Source organism: Bradyrhizobium sp. CSA207 (assembly GCF_029051685.1).
Lineage (GTDB): Bacteria > Pseudomonadota > Alphaproteobacteria > Rhizobiales > Xanthobacteraceae > Bradyrhizobium.
In genome coordinates, this window is record NZ_JAACFT010000043.1 from 14,376 (window position 1) to 32,899 (window position 18,524).

Here is an 18,524-nt window from a genome sequence, read left to right on the forward strand (position 1 = left end):
CACGGGGCACGTCATGACCTCCTGGGAATTCGCACTCTTTGATTGCGCGATTGCCAGGCGCGGCCGCGCCTGGCGCTGGTCTATTTCGGACAAAGCAGGAAGGGTACTTTTCGTCGGTACAGAGCGAACCAGGCCCGCGGCTCGGTACATGGCCGCACGAGCGATGTTTCACCTGCTCCTGACGACTGCCTATCGAATCCGCGCGAGCTCGACTTGAATTCCCAAGGGTGATGCGAGCCTCGCGGCTGATCGAGGCAATTTTCTTCGACACTCTTCCGCTATACTGTCTGCAAATCGCAACTAAATTTAATCGCGCGGCCGTTTATGTCGAGTGAATTTCAGTGTTGAGGGGTGCGCCCGACTGGAAAGACCGCCAGTCGCTCGAGCATCTCAGGCTGCACCGCCGGCGCCGGGCTGTGGACCTGAAAGCCACGGCCGGCTTTGACTGCCGGTCCGCGATCGCCCACGTCGAACAGGACATCGCGGCGATCGAGGCAGGTCTGAAGACGCTTTTCGGCTCGGTCGCGGGGTAGGTGTCGAACCCGGCTTGTAGCCAATCTCGCGAGAGGCAAGCGGGCGAAGTTATGCGAAACCCAAAAACGCGAAAGCGGCGACATCCTCCAAATCAGCGGAGCTGCTCAGTTTCGGCCTGTCGCGAATTGACGAGAGAGTAGCGTAAGTGATGAATGCAAGAGAGGCCCAGGCCACGGCGGCGGAAAGTCTTTGCAGCATGATCATTCCTAACGTGGCGCAATCAACCCGGGCGCGAGCGCAAGGCTCTGCCGCTGCTCGCCAGCTGCCCGACGAGCTCGAGCGGATCGCCGAGGAATACAGCGGCATGGAGACCGGTGCATGAAGCGACGGCGCAGAATCCACCCAAAGCGCGACCGGCAGCGGCTGGCGGCTCATGCTCGCCAGCGGTTGTGCCGCTAGACCCCAAAAAGATACGCCGCCGGGCTCGAAATACAGCGTCCCGGCGGCGCCCTGTGCCAAACTGGGTCCAGCAATCCCAGCCACCGAGATATTGGCAACGTGCCACAGAGATGTGACAGGCCCGCCGGTTCACGCTGGCGGGCCCTCAGCCCTGCAGCACTTCTTCCGGACGTTAAGAGCCGAACATAGGTCCCGCTCTCGTGCAGATCGAGCCAACCGCTCTCGACAGCATGTTTGATGCCAGCGCCAATCTCTGGTCCGCTGTCCTTGAGCGTGTAGAGAAACTGCGCATTGATCTTCTCGATGTGAATGCGACCGTCCTGGACGGGCTCTACGTCCTTCCGGCATGAATCAGACGGCCCCAAAGGGCCGTCTGATTTAGCCGCAGAGCGGATGACCTATTGGCAGGGATGCTGGAGACCGTCAGCACCCTTGAAATAGGTGCCGGGCCTGCAGGAGATGCCGTTGCGGGAAGCATACGTACTCCAGTTGCCGTACCAGCCGTTGGGGCCGTACCCCATCTCGTCGTACCCCATCCCGCCGGACATGGCGTAGGAATTGCCCCAGCCGCCGACGGTAGCGGCCGCCGCCACCGGATGGCGATACGCCGTTCGCCGATACCGATAGACGCCGGTGGGGGTACCCCCGGTTCCAAGACCCGTGCAGCTGGCGAATTCAGCTTGGCATTCGTCCGGATTGGAGAGGGCCGCCTGCGCCAGTGCAGCAGAGCTGGACAGGGCGGATGCCGCAATAACGACCGCCCGGGGGCTCGATCCCCAGCCGGGCTTTATTTTGTCATGTACACCAAGAGACCGATTCGACCTGAGCACCGTGAGACAGGAAATTGAAGGCCGGCGGCCCTTTGATCCATCTCAACGACCGCGTTCGGTTCTCCGCGACCGTCGGGCATGAACCGGCCTGACGAGCCAAGCCCGGGTAAAGAAGCGCCAAAGCCCAAGCCTTCGCGCTCTGATGAGGCTCGACGCGTCATCGAGGAATACCTGAGCGATTTGCGGGAGATCATCAGGAAGCTCCGTCGGCGCCTCAATGGAGGGGCTGCCGGCTGAGACGGTGACAAGAGCGCGGGGGCTTCGGTCCCGCGCTCACGCGGCCGGTGCAGACATCGGGCCTGTTGCTTTAGCCCGGCGGGCTTTTCTTTTGGCTTTTGCGGGCGCGGCAACCTGGGGCCTGCTTTCAGGCCGCTGTTCTTGTGCTCTGGTTGGTTGCTTCGGGCAGAGAAACCTCGCGGACCACCGCTGTTCGAACCTTCGTTGAACGTCCAGAGGGACGGCGGACATCGGAAAATCTCCTCGCCCCCGGGGTTCGTTGCCTAACGCGGAGGGTGCTCCAAAGGTCCTCAGCCGTGCGCCGGCGCCCATCGCAATCGGAAGCGTCTGGCGGTTGGCATGCTGGAAGGCTGCGACGATGAAGCCGGGCCGGCCGGTTGACGCTGGCGGGCCTCCTGCACGTGAGTGTGATGCGCATCGTGTGAAGTAGTTCACAAGCGGCAGGTACCGCCGAGCGTAGCGTGCGCGCTTCCACTGGAGGGAAGCGCAATGAAGTGGAAATTGACAACCTCTCGATTGCTCGCGCTGACAGCTGTTGTCTTGGTGGCGGCTGGTACTTCGATGGCCATCGGTACTCCTCGTGATGAACCGATGTTGGGATCCGATTGGCAATGCAGCCGGACCATGCTGCTCGTGACCACGTGTGCTCATTCAAGTATTAGATCGGAATAAACGTCGAGCCGCTTGCAGACGGACGCCAGGCGCCGCTCAATCGCGGGCGACCCGATTCACGCTGGCGGGCCTGCCAGTGTCTATTGTGCCTGATCCTCGCCGGGATGCGGCAACGGCCCCTCATGATCCAAAACCGATCCAAGGTCGCGCATATCGATCCATCCGCCGCAGGTCGGCACTTGATGAAATGCTCCGCTTCACCTGCCGGGATCTTGTCGGTGCGCTCGCCGATGAACTTGCCTCTCGGTATTTTCATGGGCCGTCTCAAGTGTGTAGGCGCCAGCAGTGAGTCGGCCCCGGCTTCAGGGGGGTCTTTTGGGGTAGGCCGGGGCCGCTCCGCCAGCTTGGGCGAGCCGGCGTCAATTCAAATGTCCGCGCGCTCTTCTGTTCCTTCAAAGCGTCAACCGGCGCCCCACGTCTCTGTGTGCACTCGCGAAATGGCTTCGCCTTGCAATTGTGCCTAATGCTGAGATTGTCGAGATGTTTTTGCAGTCTTATTATTTTGAGGTCGTGATGAGTAGTACTCATAAACGAGCGGCTTCTGCACTTGACGACAAAGTGGACGCGCATTGAACCCGCCGGGCGATGTCGGCCTTACACGAAAGCGGACATCGCCCCTGCTGCCGTACAATGGTCGGAGCAGATGCGGTTACTTAGGTCCAATCATGGCAATTTGCTTCAGTCCTCGTTCTCCTCGGACTGTGTGGCACGGCGCCTGTCTACGGCGTCACTCATCTCGCGGAGCACAAAGATCGCGAGCCCCGCCATGCGCTGCCTCTGTTCTTGACTAAGCGTATTGTAGAGTGGCTGCCACGCCTCGGCGAGCCTATCCAAATCGGCGGATCGTTGAGCCAATGCTTGCGAGCGTCGTTGTAAAAAGGCGATGGGGTCACGATTGCGCATGACTTCGATACGGTTTTCGTCGGCCCGCATACCCACCGTTCCCTGGATTTTTGCAATACGGGCTTTCCGATCCTCCGCGCCGGCACGAATAGCACTCTCTACGGCCGGCCAGTATTTCTCCTGTTCAGGTGTCAGCTGCAACGCGGCTTTTACCAGATCAACCCTGATGTCCGTGAGTGTATTCTGGTCGTTTGCATTTAGCCGTTGCGGTGTCGCAGGAGTAGGAGAGGACGTCTGTGAGGATTGCGCATGGGCAATCGAGGAGGCCGTGAGGAAGAGTGCGGTTGTTCCGATCACTACTGTTTTCAACATTGGCGATCTCCTTGGCTACTCGCCCCCAAGGCACTCCAAAAAAGCTCGCGCACTCCGGGGCACCTTGACCTAAATCAAGGTAACCAGCGGCGTTTCTCCAACAAGAGCAGACATATCGAGCAATAATAGTTCCTCCACGACCTATCTAATTGCCGGCCGCTTGCCCTTTTTGCGCTGCTTTCAAGACATTGGCCCGCCGCGTTGCGCTGGCCTTCCTTGCCGTCTCGCTGCCTATACCTTTTGCCGCACGCGTCGCGACGGCCTTCTTGCCTGCATCTTTCATATAGGCGTTTGTGCGCTTTCCCTTCACTTCCTGCCAGTGAGCGCGCTGGACCTTCAACGCGGTAACCGAAAAAAGAACGTCGTACATCCGGTGATGGTGATTGCACGGCAACGCAAGATGGTCGGGATCGTTGTTCGAGGCTTCGTGATCAAGTCGTTGACGCCGCAACGGTAAAGCCGTTTCGAGGGGGGCTGGAACGGCATGATCCAGATCAACGCTGCCGCTCGACTGCCGCCCAAGGAATTCGCGCACTAAGTTGTTCAACCCGTTTTCTGGGCTGGACGCTTCGCGGCTGGGTCGCCGCGCTGGCGAGTGTGCCACCGCGATCCCAACCCCGCCGTCGCTTACTGTTCGGTGATCTGGAGCATGTCACCAATGAAACGCTGTCTCGTTGCTTTCGCAATCGCCGCCAGCCTATTCGCACCAGTTGCGCACGCCAACGATGCCTTGGAAGCCAAGTTGCGGGCCTACGTTCCGGTCTTCTCCCTCGCCAAAGTATGTGACATCACGATCAATGACGCCACCTCGGGTGACCACCGCGCCATGCTTGAAGCGGTGAAATCCGACCCGAACGCTGAGAAACTCGCCTACCGCCTCCATTACGAAACGCAGACGGCCTACATCAAGGCCCGCGACGGAGGTCAACGGGCCGCCTTCTGCAAAGACTTCATCGCAGCCAACAGCCAATACGCCAAGGCGCGCGTCACCGCCGTGGTCGAGGACCACATGACCCACGTCAGCACTAATGTGCAGAAAGCGATTGCCTACAACGTCTGTGGAGCGAACACCGCCGCCAAGCTGTCCAAGGCCGACTGGAAGCCGTACGCGCTCACCAAGAAGATGCTTCAGATCGAGCATCAGTTGGCCAAGGAAAACGCCGAAAGGGAGGGCTGGAACGTCACCGAGGAAATGACGGCGGTCACGGAACAGTTCTGCGCGGCCGTAAAAAACCGATGAGCATCACCGCCACCAAAGTCCGAGCCCCGCTGATGCGTCTTTGCGCGGCCTTGACACGATGCCTCCAGCCCGAGCCTGAAGGCGTGCAGTACCGCCTCGTGGCCCCGGTTGATGTGGGGCGCGGCCTCAACGATGGCCGGGAAGCGGTCGGCCCAGTCATGGCCGCCGCGCGTGAAGCAGCGGACGCAACGAGCGCAGATCGCGAGCGAAGTTCGAATGGAGCGGCGCGCAGCTCCAACGGCGATGGAGCAACGGCTGCCGGAAGCCGTAATGGATCTAGTGTGCCGATCCCGAAGCGGCGGTCGAGCAAGAGCGAACCGAACGCGCGGGTCATCCCGGCGCACCATCAGGCGATAACCGTCGTGCTTGATTTCGTGAACCCAAAGCGGGCCGGACGGCGGTCGCGCCACCTTCGACGGCTGGCACGGACCGATGAAGCCGGAGGGGACGCCGTGTACGATCATTGGCGGAGGACAGAGCAATGGCAAAAAGCGGAGGTCATTGATCACCCGCAACTGGGGTGCCATGTTCCGCCAACCAGACAATGACGCGGTTAATGGTCTCGCCGAGCGCTGCCTCATCCGTAATGTGCAAACTAGCCTCTGCGGCAAGTTCGTCCGGTGACGGTGACCAAAAGACTTTCTCCGTTCCTGAGCAAACCGTCAGCCAAAAGTAGGCTTCAACGAAATTTTGTGGAACGCCATCACCATTTAGATAGGCAAGACCAAGATCATATTGCGCCTCGCCGTTGTTGGCCCGGCTCGCTGCCAGCAGGCGCTCTATCTCTGGGTTTGACACGACTTTCCCCTTCGGTCTTTAGGGCGCTGCCTCGAATGCTTCCGGTGCAGTTTCAAACGTAGGAATGCCAAGATCGAGCATCTGTCGGAGGTCAACCGCGAATTGACGCACACTGGTTGTCGCGATGAAGCCCAAGGTGATCATCTGTTTCGAATTTGAAAGCTGGATCGACCCAACCCAAGCCGACGGCTTCCAGAACCCCCGAGCGAAGTTATAAAAGTTTGCATGGAGCTTCCAGCCGTCCGGATCGTGCTGGGGAATAATATGACGAACGGACTTGCGCATGCCTGCGCCTCTCGCTGCTGTTTCCGCACTCGGTTCATCAATTGGAATTATTACCCACAGGTGACCATCACTCCCGATTTCCGGACCCAGTACTCCGCCTGATCCATAGCTTTCCGGGAATTGGGTCTGTAACCATCCGCACTCCCGTAGGTCGCTCGCCGAAGCCTGACGTTGCTTACTGAAAAGTTGTTCGACGGTCGTCGTCATTTTATTCGCCCCCCAAAAAGCCACAGCGACATGTCATGCTGCCGCTGCCCGATCCTCTTTGTCGGCCCCGCGCATGACGATCCTGAGAGCATCATCCGGCAATGGCCGCTGCAACGCCTTGGCCTCATCCCATGGTGCGCGACTGTCCCGCTCTTCGTCGGTGAGCAGGACCAACGGCATGGTGGCCCGTGTCCGGCATTAGATGCGCATTTGCGAAGCATTTGCAGCAGAATAGTAACACCTCAACTAGCGCAGTGAGCCTCCGCTGCGAATTTAATTGCGCTTAGCAAGGAGCCATCGTTAATTTCCCTCAAGAGCGACTGACCGGCAATGATGCTGGCCGCATTCGAGGCCGGTGACATCGCCGATATTTGTCGTGCGATTGAGGATGCGACCCGCCTGCACAACATTTCGGAGCTCGCGCGACGTTCTGGGATCGTACGAACAAGCCTTTACCGCGCGTTCGCAGGCGGCAAAGCGCATCCGAATTTCAGCACCGTCTTGAGCGTTTTGCACGCGATGGGTTTTCAGTTGCACGTGACCTGCGCCCGCACCCTCAGGCGAGGACGACGCATGACGAAGGCTCAAGCGTCGGCCCCACTTCTGCATCGGGTCAATGAACGAAATGGAAGTCTCGGACTTGTGACGGGATGTCTGCCTTGCCCCGGTGAGCGGATATCGTGGTCGTGAGTGTTGAGGTGATAACACGCTGGACGGACCGTCGCGGCCACCCTCCGCACAGTCGGGTCGTCCGGGTCCCTCTGGGCATGTCACCCTCCGCAGGGACCGCGCGACCGCGCCCCTTCAGCATATTTGCGTTTTTCGTTTTTGTGGTTTCCTTTGCTCAATGTCGCTTTTCAAAGGCACGCCAAATGCGGCGCATCGATCTGTTTGAAGCCACGATGCAGGGCTGGGCGCGGCTCAGCCCGGCGCAGCGTGACCGGTTTTTTCAAGCGGGCCTGAAGGCAGCATTGCGGCTCGACCGGCGACAGTTCCGAGCTTGGCTCCTGCGGCGGGTCAGGACCGCGCCGCTCGCCGCTCCGATCGATCCGGCCCGCTTTGCCATCTCCGACCGCGACATGGCCGCGCTGCTGAAACAATTGCCCTTGAGGGCGGACGATGCCGATCGCGGGACCGGGCTGTAAGGAATTTCCCGAGAAACCAGTCTCCGAGTTCTCGGAGGGTCATCCTCCCAGCCCGTTGACCGGCTTTCGCCGCGTCACCATCGCCAGCCTCACGGAACCCACAAAGTTAACATGCTCGGGTTGCGATTGCTTGATAACCTGAACGTTCTCTGGGGAGAGAGCCATGCAGGGGTTCGTCCATATAGTCGACGACGATGCGTCCTTCCGGACAGCAATGGAACGTCGTTTGAAGCGAGCTGGCTACGAGGTCGCGACCTATACTTCAGCTCAGCACTTGCTAGATCACTTGCCGAGTGAAGGTGTCCCGAGCTGCGTTCTCCTCGACGTGCGGGTGCCGGACCTGAGCGGGCCGAAACTCCAATCGCGGCTGAGCGAACTCGGTTCGACGGTGCCGATCATATTCGTCGCTGATCACCCCGACATCCCGGCCACAGTGCGGGCCATCAAGGCTGGAGCGGATGACTTTCTGACCAAGCCCGTGTCGTCGGACGATCTTCTTCAGGCAATCAAACGGGCGATAGCGCATCATGGGGTGCAGTGTGCCTTGAAGAGCAAGCTGGACCCGGTTCGCGCTCATATTGCGGCGCTGACAGCACGTGAGCGGCAAGTCTTTGAACTCGTCGTTCGTGGCAAAACCAACAAAGACGTTGCCCACGCATTGGGCTGCACCGAGCGCACCATCAAGGCCCATCGCCAAAGGGTGATGGAGAAAATGCAGGTCCAAACCTTGGCGGAACTTGTGTCCCTTGCCGAGCGGATCGGCGCTCTGGCATCGGCTACCGAGCAGACGGCCTAACCAACTTACCAACAGTTTTGGCCCGCATGTTGTCCCAAATGACAATAGAAAACGCGTGCCGTGCGAGGCATACGCAGCCGCAGAATTGTGAAAGTTATGTGACGGACGAGGATTATCCTTGCTGCACCAGAACCTCGTTTTAGTCGTGGATGACAATCCGGCAATGCTGAGGGCCGTACAGCGTCTGCTCCGGCAGCACGCGTACGAGCCCATCCTGTTTTCGTCCGCGCAGGCTTTCAAAAGCCACTCCGATTTCGAGGAGGCGGTTTGCGTCATCTTGGACATCAATCTGAGCGACGGATCAGGCATCGACCTGAGGCATCGTCTCAAAAATGCGGGCGTTTCCGTGCCGGTCATCTATATAACGGGGAACGACAGCCCCAACGTTCGTGAGGCCGCGCTGGCTTCTGGATGCATTGCATTCCTGACAAAGCCATTCTCCATCCAGCAGCTAATCGAGCCGCTCAACAGAGTTGTCGGGCAAAGCGGCGCGCGGTGAGCTTGCCGCGCCGCTGTTGCTTCCCTGATCGAACTCGGGCCTAAGGAATTACTTAGCCGCGCCGGTAGTTGTACCCGCTGGAGCCGCGCCCGCTGTGCCTGTCCGCCGATCTTCACGTCGTTCGGTGCGCCCCATGCGACGGTCGTCACGCCGCTGATGCCGCCCTTCGCGCCGGTCCTGACGCCGTTCCATGCCAATGGTCTGGGCCTCAGCCTCGGAGACCGTCAGTACCGAAGGCGCCGCCGCGAGGCCGAACGCAGCCGCCAAACCCACCAGAGAAAGGGCCTTCCGACGCGAGATCGCTTCCGACTTGATATTTGCGCTCATCAAAACCTCCCTAACTGGATGAACCCCTTTCACAATTCATCCGCCACGGAGCGCCAACATTGATCCACATCAACAGCGGCGCCGTTCACGACTTCGCCACGGCAGACATCCGGCAGGCTCGACGGGCGGCGTCAAGGCCGCAGAAGGCCCGCCCAGCGCGCCGCCAGCGCCGGGCCACAGGACCACACCGGGCAGGCCGGGCCAGCGCGCCACCGCCTTGATGCGACGCGTCCGGGGCCTTGGTTCCTCGCGCTTGGGCGTCAGCAGCGCTGATTTTTGCACAGGAATTTATAGCTCCAGCGGTTCGCGACACAAATGTGAACACATCAACCGCATCACATTGAATTATATAGGCTTTTTGTGGCTATACATTCCCTGCGCAGGGGAGCGTCACTCCAACGTAGGACTAAGCCACGGACACCAAAAACTCGGCTGAAAACGGTCGGGGGGAACGTAGGTAGCGCTCTCCCGCTACCAAAAACACCGCTAAGTCAATCGCTTGTGACCAGCGGGCGCCTCGCCAGAATCACCGTAGCAGATCCGTAGCAACCGTTTCGCCCGAATCCTTGGATCGTCATTTTCCGCCTGGAATGACGAGCACGCTCGCCGGGCATTGCCTCTTGCCGCCGGCGGCACGATCGTTCGGCCCATGAAGGTGTTCATTGCATCCGACCTGCACGGTGAAATCTGGCCGCACGAGTACGACGTTCCGGACCTGGACTTCGACGTCGCGGTGTTCGCCGGCGACATTCACCACGCCTAGCGGGCGGTGAGCTGGCTTACCAATCAGCGCGCCCTGTGGGGCAAGCCCGTCCTCTTCGTCTCCGGAAACCACGAATGTTACGGGAGCGTGCTGCAGGACGCCGCTGCAAAGATCCGCGACGCCGCACGCGGCACCAACGTGACGTTCCTGGACGCCGACGCGGTGCCGGTCATCGACGGAGTCCGCTTCCTCGGCTGCACGCTGTGGACCGATTATCGCTTCGAGGCGCGAAACCAGGTAGCGGGACTATTCGAACCTGTCGGATTCCAGAGGTGGAGCGACGGAGCCTTTCGTGGTGAGATCGTCTCGTCTGGGAGACGCCTGAGACGAAACGAGCAGACGGGCTGATAAAAAAGCCGTGCTCCACAACGCATGAATTCTGCCGCGTACGGCTAGGTATTTTCATTTGCCTGGGCAGCGCGTCAAGTTACGTTGTCGGAGGTTAAGTTTGATATCTGGCTTTTGCTCGGGAACCTTGCCTAAGAACACGATATCGCCAAGTTCGGAGCTATGCGACGACGCCAGCCATCGGAGATAAGCGAGAGAAGCCCTTAGATGCGCGATGAACGGTGAAGTCAACGAGAGCGATGCCGAACAAAGAACGCGAGCCGCGCGAACGCGGCTTTTTACTCTCCGTTAGGCTCGCCGCCCGAAGTTCTGTTGGGTTCAATGAATCGTTATTGGTGCCATTGGTAAGTCATTGGCGTTGTTCGTTTAGGAGCGCCCATGAGCCTCGCCGCGGCATTGATCTACTGGATCATCATTGCTCTGTGGGTCGCCGTCTTTGCCACGGTATGCACCGCTTTTCTTCGAAATCCCCAAACGTTCGGCACGACACGACTTCTGCTCTCAGTCATCGTTATTGATACGGTCCGAAATCTCATCGAAAACCTATATTTCGGTCTGTATTTTGGGAGTCAATACGGGCTCTTCCCGGCTTCGATCCTGGCCACACTTGGCAACCCCTTTTACTTGGTCCTTCCGAAAGTGATGAACGTCGTCGCCGCCTCGGCAGTGCTCGGCCTTCTGGTCTTCCGTTGGCTTCCTAGTGCCTCCAGAGAGCGCGCTGAAGCGGATGCCGACATTCAGATTAAGACGCAGGCGTTGAACCATGAGACAGAGGAACGGCGGCGCCTGTTCGAGACATCATTGGATTTGATTGTCGTATTGGATCGGGCAGGTCAGTATCTGCGCGTAAGCCCAAGCTCACTCGCAACCGTCGGCTACCAGCCCGAGGAAATGATCGGACGAAACGGCAGGGAATTTGTTCATCCCGACGACATCGAAAGCACCCGCTGCGAAATGCTGCTTGCCCGCACCGGTGAACATATTCGTAACTTCGAAGCCAGGTACCTTCACAAGAGCGGTCGAATAGTACCATTGGCGTGGTCGGGCGTTTGGTCCGAGCCCGAGCAGAAATACTTCTTCTTCGGGCGTGACATGACGGAAGCCAAAGTGGTGGAGACACAGCTCCGTCATTTAGCCCATTTTGACCAGCTGACGGGCCTCCGCAACCGTTTCAGTTTGCGCGGCGATATCGACAAGGCATTGAATGGGGGCGATCCGGCTCGCCCGTTAACCGTCGCCGTCCTCGATCTTGATGGGTTCAAAGACGTCAATGACACGCTCGGCCACGCGGTTGGCGACCGTCTGTTGCAGGAAATTTCGGCGCGGCTGGCATCCGCATCGGATGCAATACGGGTCTACAGGTTGGGTGGGGACGAATTCGTGCTTCTTATCGACAATTGCGGTGATCCGTTGGTTGCGACTGAGATCATGGAGAGGGTGCTGAAACGCCTGACTGCACAAATTCACGTCGATGGCCATCAGGTGTTCATTGGGGCGAGTGTCGGTCTTGCAATTGCGCCAGCGCATGGGCTGAACGCCGACGATCTGCTGGCGAATGCAGATCTCGCGCTTTATCACGGCAAGGCCTCCGGCGGTCGCTCATGTCAATTGTACGTTCCCACCTTGCGCGCAGGGGCACAGCATCGACGCGAGCTTGATGTCGAGCTGCGTCGTGCTTACACGAAACAAGAGTTCGTTTTATACTTTCAGCCCCAGGTGAGATCGAGCGACGGCGTCATAACTGGAGCCGAAGCGCTGCTTCGGTGGCAGCATCCGGAGCGAGGCATTTTGGCGCCGGCGGCTTTCATCGACGCACTTTGCAAGAGCGCCGTCGCGGTTGAAACCGGTCGATGGATCTTGGCCACCGCGTGCAAGACGGCGGCCCTCTGGCGCGCAAAAGGTCTGCCTCCCATCCGCATAGGGGTGAATCTCTTTCCAGCCCAATTCCGCAACGGCTCGCTGCTGCAGGACGTTGAGCAGGCCCTGGCCGAAAGCGGGTTACCCGCCGAATCGCTGGAACTTGAAATCACCGAGAACATTGCTCTCGGTCGAGAGGAGGAAACACTATCGTCCCTCAAAGCGTTGCGAGCGCGGGGCGTAGCGATTGCCTTTGACGATTTCGGCACCGGCTATGCCTCACTGAGCTGTTTGACACGGTATCCGCTCACGCGAATAAAGATCGACCGGACCTTCATCCAGAAGATCGATGCGCAATCTCCGTTGGAGGAGTCGGCCATTGTTCGCTCAATCATCATGATGGGCCGGAACCTGGGACTCGATGTCACCGCCGAAGGCGTCGAAACTGCCGCTCAGGCGGATTTCCTAGGCGCGGAAGGTTGCGCGGAATTGCAAGGGTTCTTCTTCTCAAGGCCCGTTCCGGCCGACGTATTTGAACGGTACGTAGGATTGGAGATTCTGAACCATCGAAAATTGATGGGAAGGAAGTGACGGTCCGATTTGCGTCCGCACGGAGCTTCAACCCCGCAGATGCGTCTTGCATCAATGTAGCTGGCCTCTGATTGGAGCGTATGGTGCTCCGGGTGGACCCAACAGCAATTAAGCCCGACTCAAATTAGACATCACGCCAGACTTGCTTCCTCAAAAGCCGCGATCCGGTCGCGCAAGACTGGCCCGGCGATGAACAAGCCGAACAGCTTCCGACCGCTATAGCCGTAGCCGTGCAATGCACGGCGCGCGTCGCAATCAATGGCACCCCTCTAGCCACGACCATTCCGGAAGGTTCGCAGCGCAATCATCGATTGTGTCGCGCATCTAGCTAACGCCAATATATATTCCATAATGAAGGTTATGCGAATCAATATTATTGATGAATATCAATCACTTAGGCGGCGCAAAGACCGAGAAGCTGCCATTGGCAGGCGCGCAAGCAGACATCTGGTGAAGAGTCTCTGCAAACTTAGTTTTGGCGTGAGACCTCGTACTTCCGTCGGTACGCAGCCAAAAACTCTTGATCCGTGCAGATACAGCGTCCCGACGTGTCTTTCGCCATAGGATCGTGAAGATGCGCTGCTAGTGGACGGAGCAGGTTAATGCGTGTGCTAGTTGTCGGCATGTTCAAAACTCCCGAAGCGTGCTTCACGAGATCTGCCGCCAGCATTATGCCAGCAAGAGCCGACTGAAACGACATCGGTACAACCGCTCTCACGGGCTCCGCTCCATCCGTCAAGCGCATGACGACCCCGCCGCAGATTGCCCGCTGGTGAAACGACCGGATGGAATGCCCAACAAACTCTTGAAGAGGTTCCGAAGTAATGCCGAAGGCCTTCGCAACTCGCTCGATGAAACCGGCATCCAACGAAGCGTTTGTCTGCAGAAGATTCCGTATCTCCTGTTGAGCCTCGGGCATCCTAAGTTCTTCAGCCATCTTCTCGTGCTCGTCCTTTATCTTTCCGTGAGGCAAGTAAAGGCAAGCCAGGCACGCACGGCCATCATCGAAGCAGTGGCGTGACACCCCGATATCGAGCTCCTGGGTCCAGGCATTCACGATCCACTTCGGCAGCGCCCCTTGCACGGCTATTCGGTCAGGCGCATTGTCCAAAGCAACAGCGACTCTTTCGAAGCTCCAATTGTCACGGTCGTTCACATAGGCGTCCCATTTGGCACGATGTGTCGACACTTTCAGTGCCGTGTCCACCAAAGCGGCGTGCGCCAAATCGACTTTTAGTGAACCAACATGGCATTGGCTGGCCAGTACGTACCGCTGCAGGTTCGAAAGGTCGATCTCTTCATGGTCTACCAAACGGAGCGATCCCTTAAGCCCTGCTGCGCGAGACAAGGCCCAAACCACGCCATTCCCGATCGCGCCAAGGCCCACGAGGTGCGTGTCGCCTATATCCACTCCATCAAGATCATGACTGGTCTCAGGTATGCCTTGGGCATACGTCAGCATTGATAAGTCAATGAGGTCGTCCAGGCCGCCCTGCTCGAGTTGCTCGCCAAACACCATCCGAAAAACATTGGCTGCGGCAAAGCATGAAGCAGCACCTGCACCGAACGGATTCCTCGACTCGCCGGAGCCAACAGGACCGCGGCTTGAGAGCTTGGCTTGCCATCCGTCCGAGCCGATGAAAAAGGTCGGACACTTAGTACGAGGCAGGCTGCTTCCGACGACCACGGTAGCTGTGACCGCCCTCCTGGGCTTGGCGAACTCAATCTCGGGATTGATGGACTTCGCAAGATGCTCGAGTGCGGGAACGTGGTCCTTCGCCTTTGGATCGAGCGGCCGCAGTGCAATCGTCGGGTAGAGACGGGTCAACAACCTGATAATCAAATCCAGACTAAGGGCACCTTCCCGCGACTTCACGGCTGCGCTGTCGAACCCCACGCCGATTACCTGCGCCCCAAGTCTTTCCTCGAACGCCGACACCTTGAAATTGGTCAACACCCGCGACGCCGCCGATGACGCACGGTCCATGAAGTTGGCCAAGGCCATCGTTCAATCCTTAATCGAAATCATCCGCGAAACCTCACCGACCGTCAGGGGTTGCCATATGCCGGCTCCGTCGAGCCTATATGATGCGAGGTTCCTGAGCTCGAAGGGCGCGCGCGCAAAATCCGGTACGACCAATGATAGGCATCCCACTGTCGTGGCGATCGCGTACGCATCGTCCGTGCTGGAATGATAGGCCCGACCCGGATGACTATGGATTTGGGCGACGAGCGCGAGTTGCTCCCGGTAAAGCCATACATTTATGCGGTGTAGCTCTTCTGGCCCTGTCATAACGCATACCCCATCGGAAGTACGGATGTGACGTTGAGCGGGAATGAGCGTTCTATGTACCTGGAAATGGTGCTCCGTCTGACGGCCCACCCAAAGGCCGAGACCTTCATGACCTTCACTCCCCACCTTCCGCAAATGGGCATGGAGCTCATCCACGCAGCTCCGCGGGACAGAGAGTGCTGTCACGTCCGCGATTTGATTCATTCAGGTACGGCCAGCAATGAAGGTAGCGCGTTCACTGCGGGGACCTGTATCTGGACTTGGTAGTGCTCTATAGGCTTCAGGCCGTGGTCCCAGATCTTTTCGAGGATAAAGACCAACGACCCTTCGCCAGAGCCTCGATGCAGAAGCCATGAGTCACCCGTGTGTGCCGGATTGTCGTGATATTCGCGTACGCCAGGAAGGCAAATAAACGGCGCATCCTCAAGACTGTTGGACTGAATCATGTTTGTTAGTTGCACGCCGCCCTGCTGCGCGAGCGCCCGGATGGTCTCGGGAGTTGCGCCGGGGATCGCCGTCCGGCGAAGCATTTGCACCTGAAGTAATTTGGCCGGTATCGGTTGACGCGTGAAAGGATCCACGAACGTAACGGAAGGAGGCCGCAGATCATAATTGGTAAAGTCTAGCACGACGGCCGCGAGAATGGGAGGCGGCCTTGGCTTAGTCGCCGCGAAAACCACGAAGACTTCCGGAAACTCCGCGTCCAGCAGGAGCCAGCCTCTGTTGCGATAGGCCGATTCCATGCTCCGATAATTGGCAACCTCGCGCGCGAACTTGATACGCGAGACCTCAGGGTCCACCGTTTGGAGATCAGACACCGGCCACGCCAGCCTTTAGACTCAGAAACAGCGTCACTTCCTTGCCGAAGCCGAATTCCCCCACTTTCTTGTCCGGGTCCAGCAACTCGCCAGCTTCGTTCTTGATCTCCCAGTTCTCGGGCGGCTGAGCCAGATTTTTAGTCTCTTCTAGCGCCTTCTGGCGGGCTACTTGCAGCGGTTGCTGTTCTACAGCCTTGATGACGACAGGCTGACCGTTCACAATCATCGTGATCTCAACGAACTCCGCGCCGTGCTCGCCCCCCGGCTTCTTTTCGTTTTCCTTCATTTCGGTCCCTTGTTCTCTGGGCGGCACATCGGACGCCGGGAATCGACTCTGACACTACGTGATTGATCCCCAATATTCACATACATAATTTCAGAGTCCCCAATTCCAGGGACTTCGCATAACTAACGTCTGCCAATTCGGAGCAATACACAGCAAAAACAGCTGTCCGATCTCAAATCTTACTCGTACCGGCGCAGCGCTGCCGCAACCGGTGAGGACCGATAGCCGCATAGCATAGATTATGGAATAAATTCTTATTATCCGAACGTCAGAAGTTGGGTTGTTTTGCCTGGCTCCGGCCTACCTCACTCCGCAGCTTCAGCGGGCGTGCTCTTTAGCTCAGCAAATTTCGCCGCCATCGTCGGATTGCCTCGGGTCAGCTTCTTGATCGTCACGTCCTGCGCCTTGTCGTTCGCAAGGCGGAGATTGCGGTCTGCACCGATCAATGCATCCTTTGTTTTCTGGAGATGATCGATGGATTTATCGATCTCGGCGATCGCGGTCTGGAAGTGCCTGGAAGCAAGATCGTAGTTCTTCGAGAATGCGGTCTTGAACGTCTCTAGCTGACTTTCAAACTGCGTGATGTCGATATTCTGCGCTCTCACAAGCGCAAGCTCGGCTTTGTACTTGAGCGAATTGATGGCCGCATTCCGCAAGAGCGTGATCATCGGCAGGAAGAACTGCGGCCGGATGACATACATTTTCGGGTAACGGTGGAAGACGTCGACGATGCCGGCATTGTAAAGTTCGTTGTCGGGTTCAAGTAGTGAGACCAGGATGGCGTATTCGCAGCCCTTCTCGCTCCGGTCCCGGTCGAGCTCCTTCAGAAAATCTTCGTTCTTGCTTTTCGTCGCGGTTTTGTCGCTCTCGTTCTTCATCTCGAACATAATCGAGATGATCTCGGTGCCGGCTTCGTCCGAGTCCCGGAAGATGTAATCGCCCTTGCTGCCGGTCCGCGCGTCGTTGTCTTTCTCGAAATACGCCCGCGGAAATGCCATCGAGCGCACGCGGTTGAATTCGGTCTCGCAGTGCTGTTCGAGGGTCTCCCCGACCATCTTTGTCGAGAGGCGGGCCTTCATATCCTTAAGGCGCTCGATCGCGTCATCGCGATCCTTGATTTGCGTTTCGTACTTGTCCTTAAGCGACTGCTCAGAGAGCTGCTTTTCAAGCTGCACCTGTTTGATGCCGTTCTTCAGCTCATCGCGCTCTTTTTCGATGGCAACGACCGCTTCCGTCACGGCAAGCTTTTTCTCAAGCTCGAGAGCCTGGAGCTTGGCCTTCAGCTCCTGGATTTCTTTTTCCTTGGCAGCGGCAATTTTGTGCTGTTCGCTGGCCAGAAGCGCTTCAGCAAGCTCCGCGGCCGCTTTCTTTTCGCGCTCGGACTCGACCAGCGCGTTCGCGAGCCTGTCACGCTCTTTTTCCACGGCGCTGAGCGCCTCGGTGACAGCAAGCTTCTGGCTGACCTCACTCCCCTCAAGCTTGGACTTCAACTGCCGGATTTCTGCGTCCTTCGCGGCCGCAGTCTTCTGCAGATCGTTGCTCACCTGGGCCTTGGCCAGTTCAACAGCGCTCTGCTTGTCACGCTCGGCCAATTCCAGGCGTTCATGGAGTTGCTGAGCGAAATCCGCGTCACGGACCTGCTTCAGAATCTCGGCATAGCCGGACTCATCGACCTTGAAGGCCTTCGCACAGTGCGGACAGATGATCTCGTGCATGTTTCCTGGCCGGCTGCGGGCCCGCAGAATCGGCATGGGCCCCCTGAGAACAAAATTAGAACAAGCAATCTTGAAGGGTCAAGCGTAAGCGTAGCTCTGCGGCCCTTTTTGATTGGTGCTTGACGCCTATTTTGAGCGCGTGACGCGGCGCCGCGGCTTCCAAATTTCGGACAAAGCGTTGACGGCGGCCTCGAGCGCCTTGCTGTCGATGACGTTGGGATCGAAGTGTTCGGGCCCCCAACCGCTCCGCGGCCGCCCCACCAGAGCTTAGATACCTAAAGGGGTAAATCATAGGGTTTATTGCCCGAGGACACGGTTAAGCTGGTGGATTGGGTTCAGTGCCCCGGCGCTCTCAACGACTGATTCCAGTTCGCCGTTTGAATCTGCATGATCAAACATGTGGTCTAGTTCACAAGTGGCCGATGGCTAGTGATCTAGATTTGCGTTCGCGGACCTAGTGGAGACCAAATGTTCGATCATTTCGCCGCGCCCGCGCGACTGTCCAAAGGACATCAAGCGGCTTGCTCAGGAAGCGCGACCATCGGCGACCTGTTTGTCTTTCACAACCGCGTCGATGATCGAACGGGTACATCCTTTGCAGGTGTTTACCAGGGGGCAATCGCGCTGCTTTAGTTCGAGCGTTCGAGTCTGACCACTATCGCCTCTTCA

Annotated in this window: 22 protein-coding genes; 9 read left to right on the forward strand and 13 right to left on the reverse strand. The window is 58.2% G+C overall.

Annotated elements, in window-relative coordinates:
* Positions 1–341 precede the first annotated feature (341 nt).
* Entirely contained in the window at positions 342–533 is a 192-nt protein-coding gene (locus GWG65_RS34580; RefSeq protein ID WP_275199901.1) for a hypothetical protein, read from the forward strand.
* 49 nt (positions 534–582) lie between these two features.
* On the opposite strand, the gene GWG65_RS34585 is transcribed toward GWG65_RS34580, so the two are convergent.
* Positions 583–993, reverse strand: a complete 411-nt coding sequence (locus GWG65_RS34585; protein WP_275199902.1) for a hypothetical protein — start codon at positions 991–993, stop codon at positions 583–585.
* Between the two features lie 140 nt (positions 994–1,133).
* Here GWG65_RS34585 and GWG65_RS40545 point away from each other — a divergent pair, with 140 nt between their 5' ends.
* A complete protein-coding gene (locus GWG65_RS40545) occupies positions 1,134–1,283 on the forward strand; it encodes a hypothetical protein (protein WP_342760699.1) in 150 nt (49 codons plus the stop codon).
* A 48-nt stretch (positions 1,284–1,331) separates the two neighbouring features.
* Here GWG65_RS40545 and GWG65_RS34595 read toward each other — a convergent pair whose 3' ends face one another.
* The 3 genes from GWG65_RS34595 to GWG65_RS34605 form a co-directional block, all read right to left on the reverse strand.
* Positions 1,332–1,724, reverse strand: a complete 393-nt coding sequence (locus GWG65_RS34595; protein ID WP_275199940.1) for a hypothetical protein — start codon at positions 1,722–1,724, stop codon at positions 1,332–1,334.
* 1,626 nt (positions 1,725–3,350) lie between these two features.
* On the reverse strand, positions 3,351–3,887 hold the full coding sequence (locus GWG65_RS34600; RefSeq protein ID WP_275199903.1) for a Spy/CpxP family protein refolding chaperone: 537 nt from the start codon (positions 3,885–3,887) through the stop codon (positions 3,351–3,353).
* 145 nt (positions 3,888–4,032) lie between these two features.
* The gene (locus GWG65_RS34605) at positions 4,033–4,434 is read right to left on the reverse strand and encodes a hypothetical protein (protein WP_275199904.1); all 402 of its coding nucleotides are present in this window, start codon (positions 4,432–4,434) and stop codon (positions 4,033–4,035) included.
* A gap of 111 nt (positions 4,435–4,545) precedes the next feature.
* Here GWG65_RS34605 and GWG65_RS34610 point away from each other — a divergent pair, with 111 nt between their 5' ends.
* Positions 4,546–5,127, forward strand: a complete 582-nt coding sequence (locus GWG65_RS34610; protein ID WP_275199905.1) for a hypothetical protein — start codon at positions 4,546–4,548, stop codon at positions 5,125–5,127.
* A gap of 498 nt (positions 5,128–5,625) precedes the next feature.
* Here GWG65_RS34610 and GWG65_RS34615 read toward each other — a convergent pair whose 3' ends face one another.
* From GWG65_RS34615 to GWG65_RS34625, 3 genes are all read right to left on the reverse strand, one after another.
* Positions 5,626–5,925, reverse strand: a complete 300-nt coding sequence (locus tag GWG65_RS34615; protein ID WP_275199906.1) for an SEL1-like repeat protein — start codon at positions 5,923–5,925, stop codon at positions 5,626–5,628.
* Between the two features lie 18 nt (positions 5,926–5,943).
* On the reverse strand, positions 5,944–6,417 hold the full coding sequence (locus tag GWG65_RS34620) for a hypothetical protein (protein ID WP_275199907.1): 474 nt from the start codon (positions 6,415–6,417) through the stop codon (positions 5,944–5,946).
* Positions 6,418–6,717: 300 nt separating this feature from the next.
* Entirely contained in the window at positions 6,718–6,954 is a 237-nt protein-coding gene (locus GWG65_RS34625; protein ID WP_275199908.1) for a hypothetical protein, read from the reverse strand.
* Between the two features lie 335 nt (positions 6,955–7,289).
* Between GWG65_RS34625 and GWG65_RS34630 the strand changes: the two genes are divergently transcribed.
* The 3 genes from GWG65_RS34630 (at position 7,290) to GWG65_RS34640 (ending at position 8,857) form a co-directional block, all read left to right on the forward strand.
* Positions 7,290–7,562 (forward strand): hypothetical protein, encoded by a 273-nt coding sequence (locus GWG65_RS34630; protein WP_275199909.1) that lies wholly within the window; start codon positions 7,290–7,292, stop codon positions 7,560–7,562.
* Positions 7,563–7,725: 163 nt separating this feature from the next.
* Positions 7,726–8,358 (forward strand): response regulator, encoded by a 633-nt coding sequence (locus GWG65_RS34635; protein ID WP_275199910.1) that lies wholly within the window; start codon positions 7,726–7,728, stop codon positions 8,356–8,358.
* A gap of 118 nt (positions 8,359–8,476) precedes the next feature.
* Positions 8,477–8,857 carry a response regulator gene (locus tag GWG65_RS34640; RefSeq protein WP_275199911.1) on the forward strand — a complete coding sequence of 127 codons (381 nt, stop codon included), beginning with the start codon at positions 8,477–8,479 and terminating at the stop codon, positions 8,855–8,857.
* 48 nt (positions 8,858–8,905) lie between these two features.
* Here the strand turns inward: GWG65_RS34640 and GWG65_RS34645 are convergent, their stop codons facing one another.
* Complete coding sequence (locus tag GWG65_RS34645; RefSeq protein ID WP_275199912.1) at positions 8,906–9,184, reverse strand: hypothetical protein; 279 nt, start codon at positions 9,182–9,184, stop codon at positions 8,906–8,908.
* Between the two features lie 769 nt (positions 9,185–9,953).
* Here GWG65_RS34645 and GWG65_RS34650 point away from each other — a divergent pair.
* Both GWG65_RS34650 and GWG65_RS34655 read left to right on the forward strand, forming a co-directional pair.
* Positions 9,954–10,295, forward strand: a complete 342-nt coding sequence (locus tag GWG65_RS34650) for a hypothetical protein (protein WP_275199913.1) — start codon at positions 9,954–9,956, stop codon at positions 10,293–10,295.
* 378 nt (positions 10,296–10,673) lie between these two features.
* Positions 10,674–12,743 (forward strand): EAL domain-containing protein, encoded by a 2,070-nt coding sequence (locus tag GWG65_RS34655; protein ID WP_275199914.1) that lies wholly within the window; start codon positions 10,674–10,676, stop codon positions 12,741–12,743.
* Positions 12,744–13,212: 469 nt separating this feature from the next.
* Here the strand turns inward: GWG65_RS34655 and GWG65_RS34660 are convergent, their stop codons facing one another.
* The 5 genes from GWG65_RS34660 to GWG65_RS34680 form a co-directional block, all read right to left on the reverse strand.
* Positions 13,213–14,748, reverse strand: coding sequence for an E2 ligase fold family C protein (locus GWG65_RS34660; protein WP_275199915.1), 1,536 nt, complete (start codon positions 14,746–14,748; stop codon positions 13,213–13,215).
* Between the two features lie 3 nt (positions 14,749–14,751).
* Positions 14,752–15,240, reverse strand: coding sequence for a Mov34/MPN/PAD-1 family protein (locus tag GWG65_RS34665; RefSeq protein ID WP_275199916.1), 489 nt, complete (start codon positions 15,238–15,240; stop codon positions 14,752–14,754).
* Positions 15,237–15,854 carry a putative metal-binding protein gene (locus GWG65_RS34670; RefSeq protein WP_275199917.1) on the reverse strand — a complete coding sequence of 206 codons (618 nt, stop codon included), beginning with the start codon at positions 15,852–15,854 and terminating at the stop codon, positions 15,237–15,239. Before GWG65_RS34670 ends, GWG65_RS34665 begins: the two co-directional genes overlap by 4 nt.
* Entirely contained in the window at positions 15,847–16,140 is a 294-nt protein-coding gene (locus tag GWG65_RS34675; RefSeq protein ID WP_275199918.1) for a DUF2604 domain-containing protein, read from the reverse strand. The genes GWG65_RS34670 and GWG65_RS34675 overlap by 8 nt, the downstream gene beginning before the upstream one ends.
* A gap of 305 nt (positions 16,141–16,445) precedes the next feature.
* Positions 16,446–17,855, reverse strand: coding sequence for a DUF2130 domain-containing protein (locus GWG65_RS34680; protein ID WP_275199919.1), 1,410 nt, complete (start codon positions 17,853–17,855; stop codon positions 16,446–16,448).
* A gap of 468 nt (positions 17,856–18,323) precedes the next feature.
* Between GWG65_RS34680 and GWG65_RS34685 the strand changes: the two genes are divergently transcribed.
* Positions 18,324–18,488, forward strand: a complete 165-nt coding sequence (locus GWG65_RS34685) for a hypothetical protein (protein ID WP_275199920.1) — start codon at positions 18,324–18,326, stop codon at positions 18,486–18,488.
* Positions 18,489–18,524 lie beyond the last annotated feature (36 nt).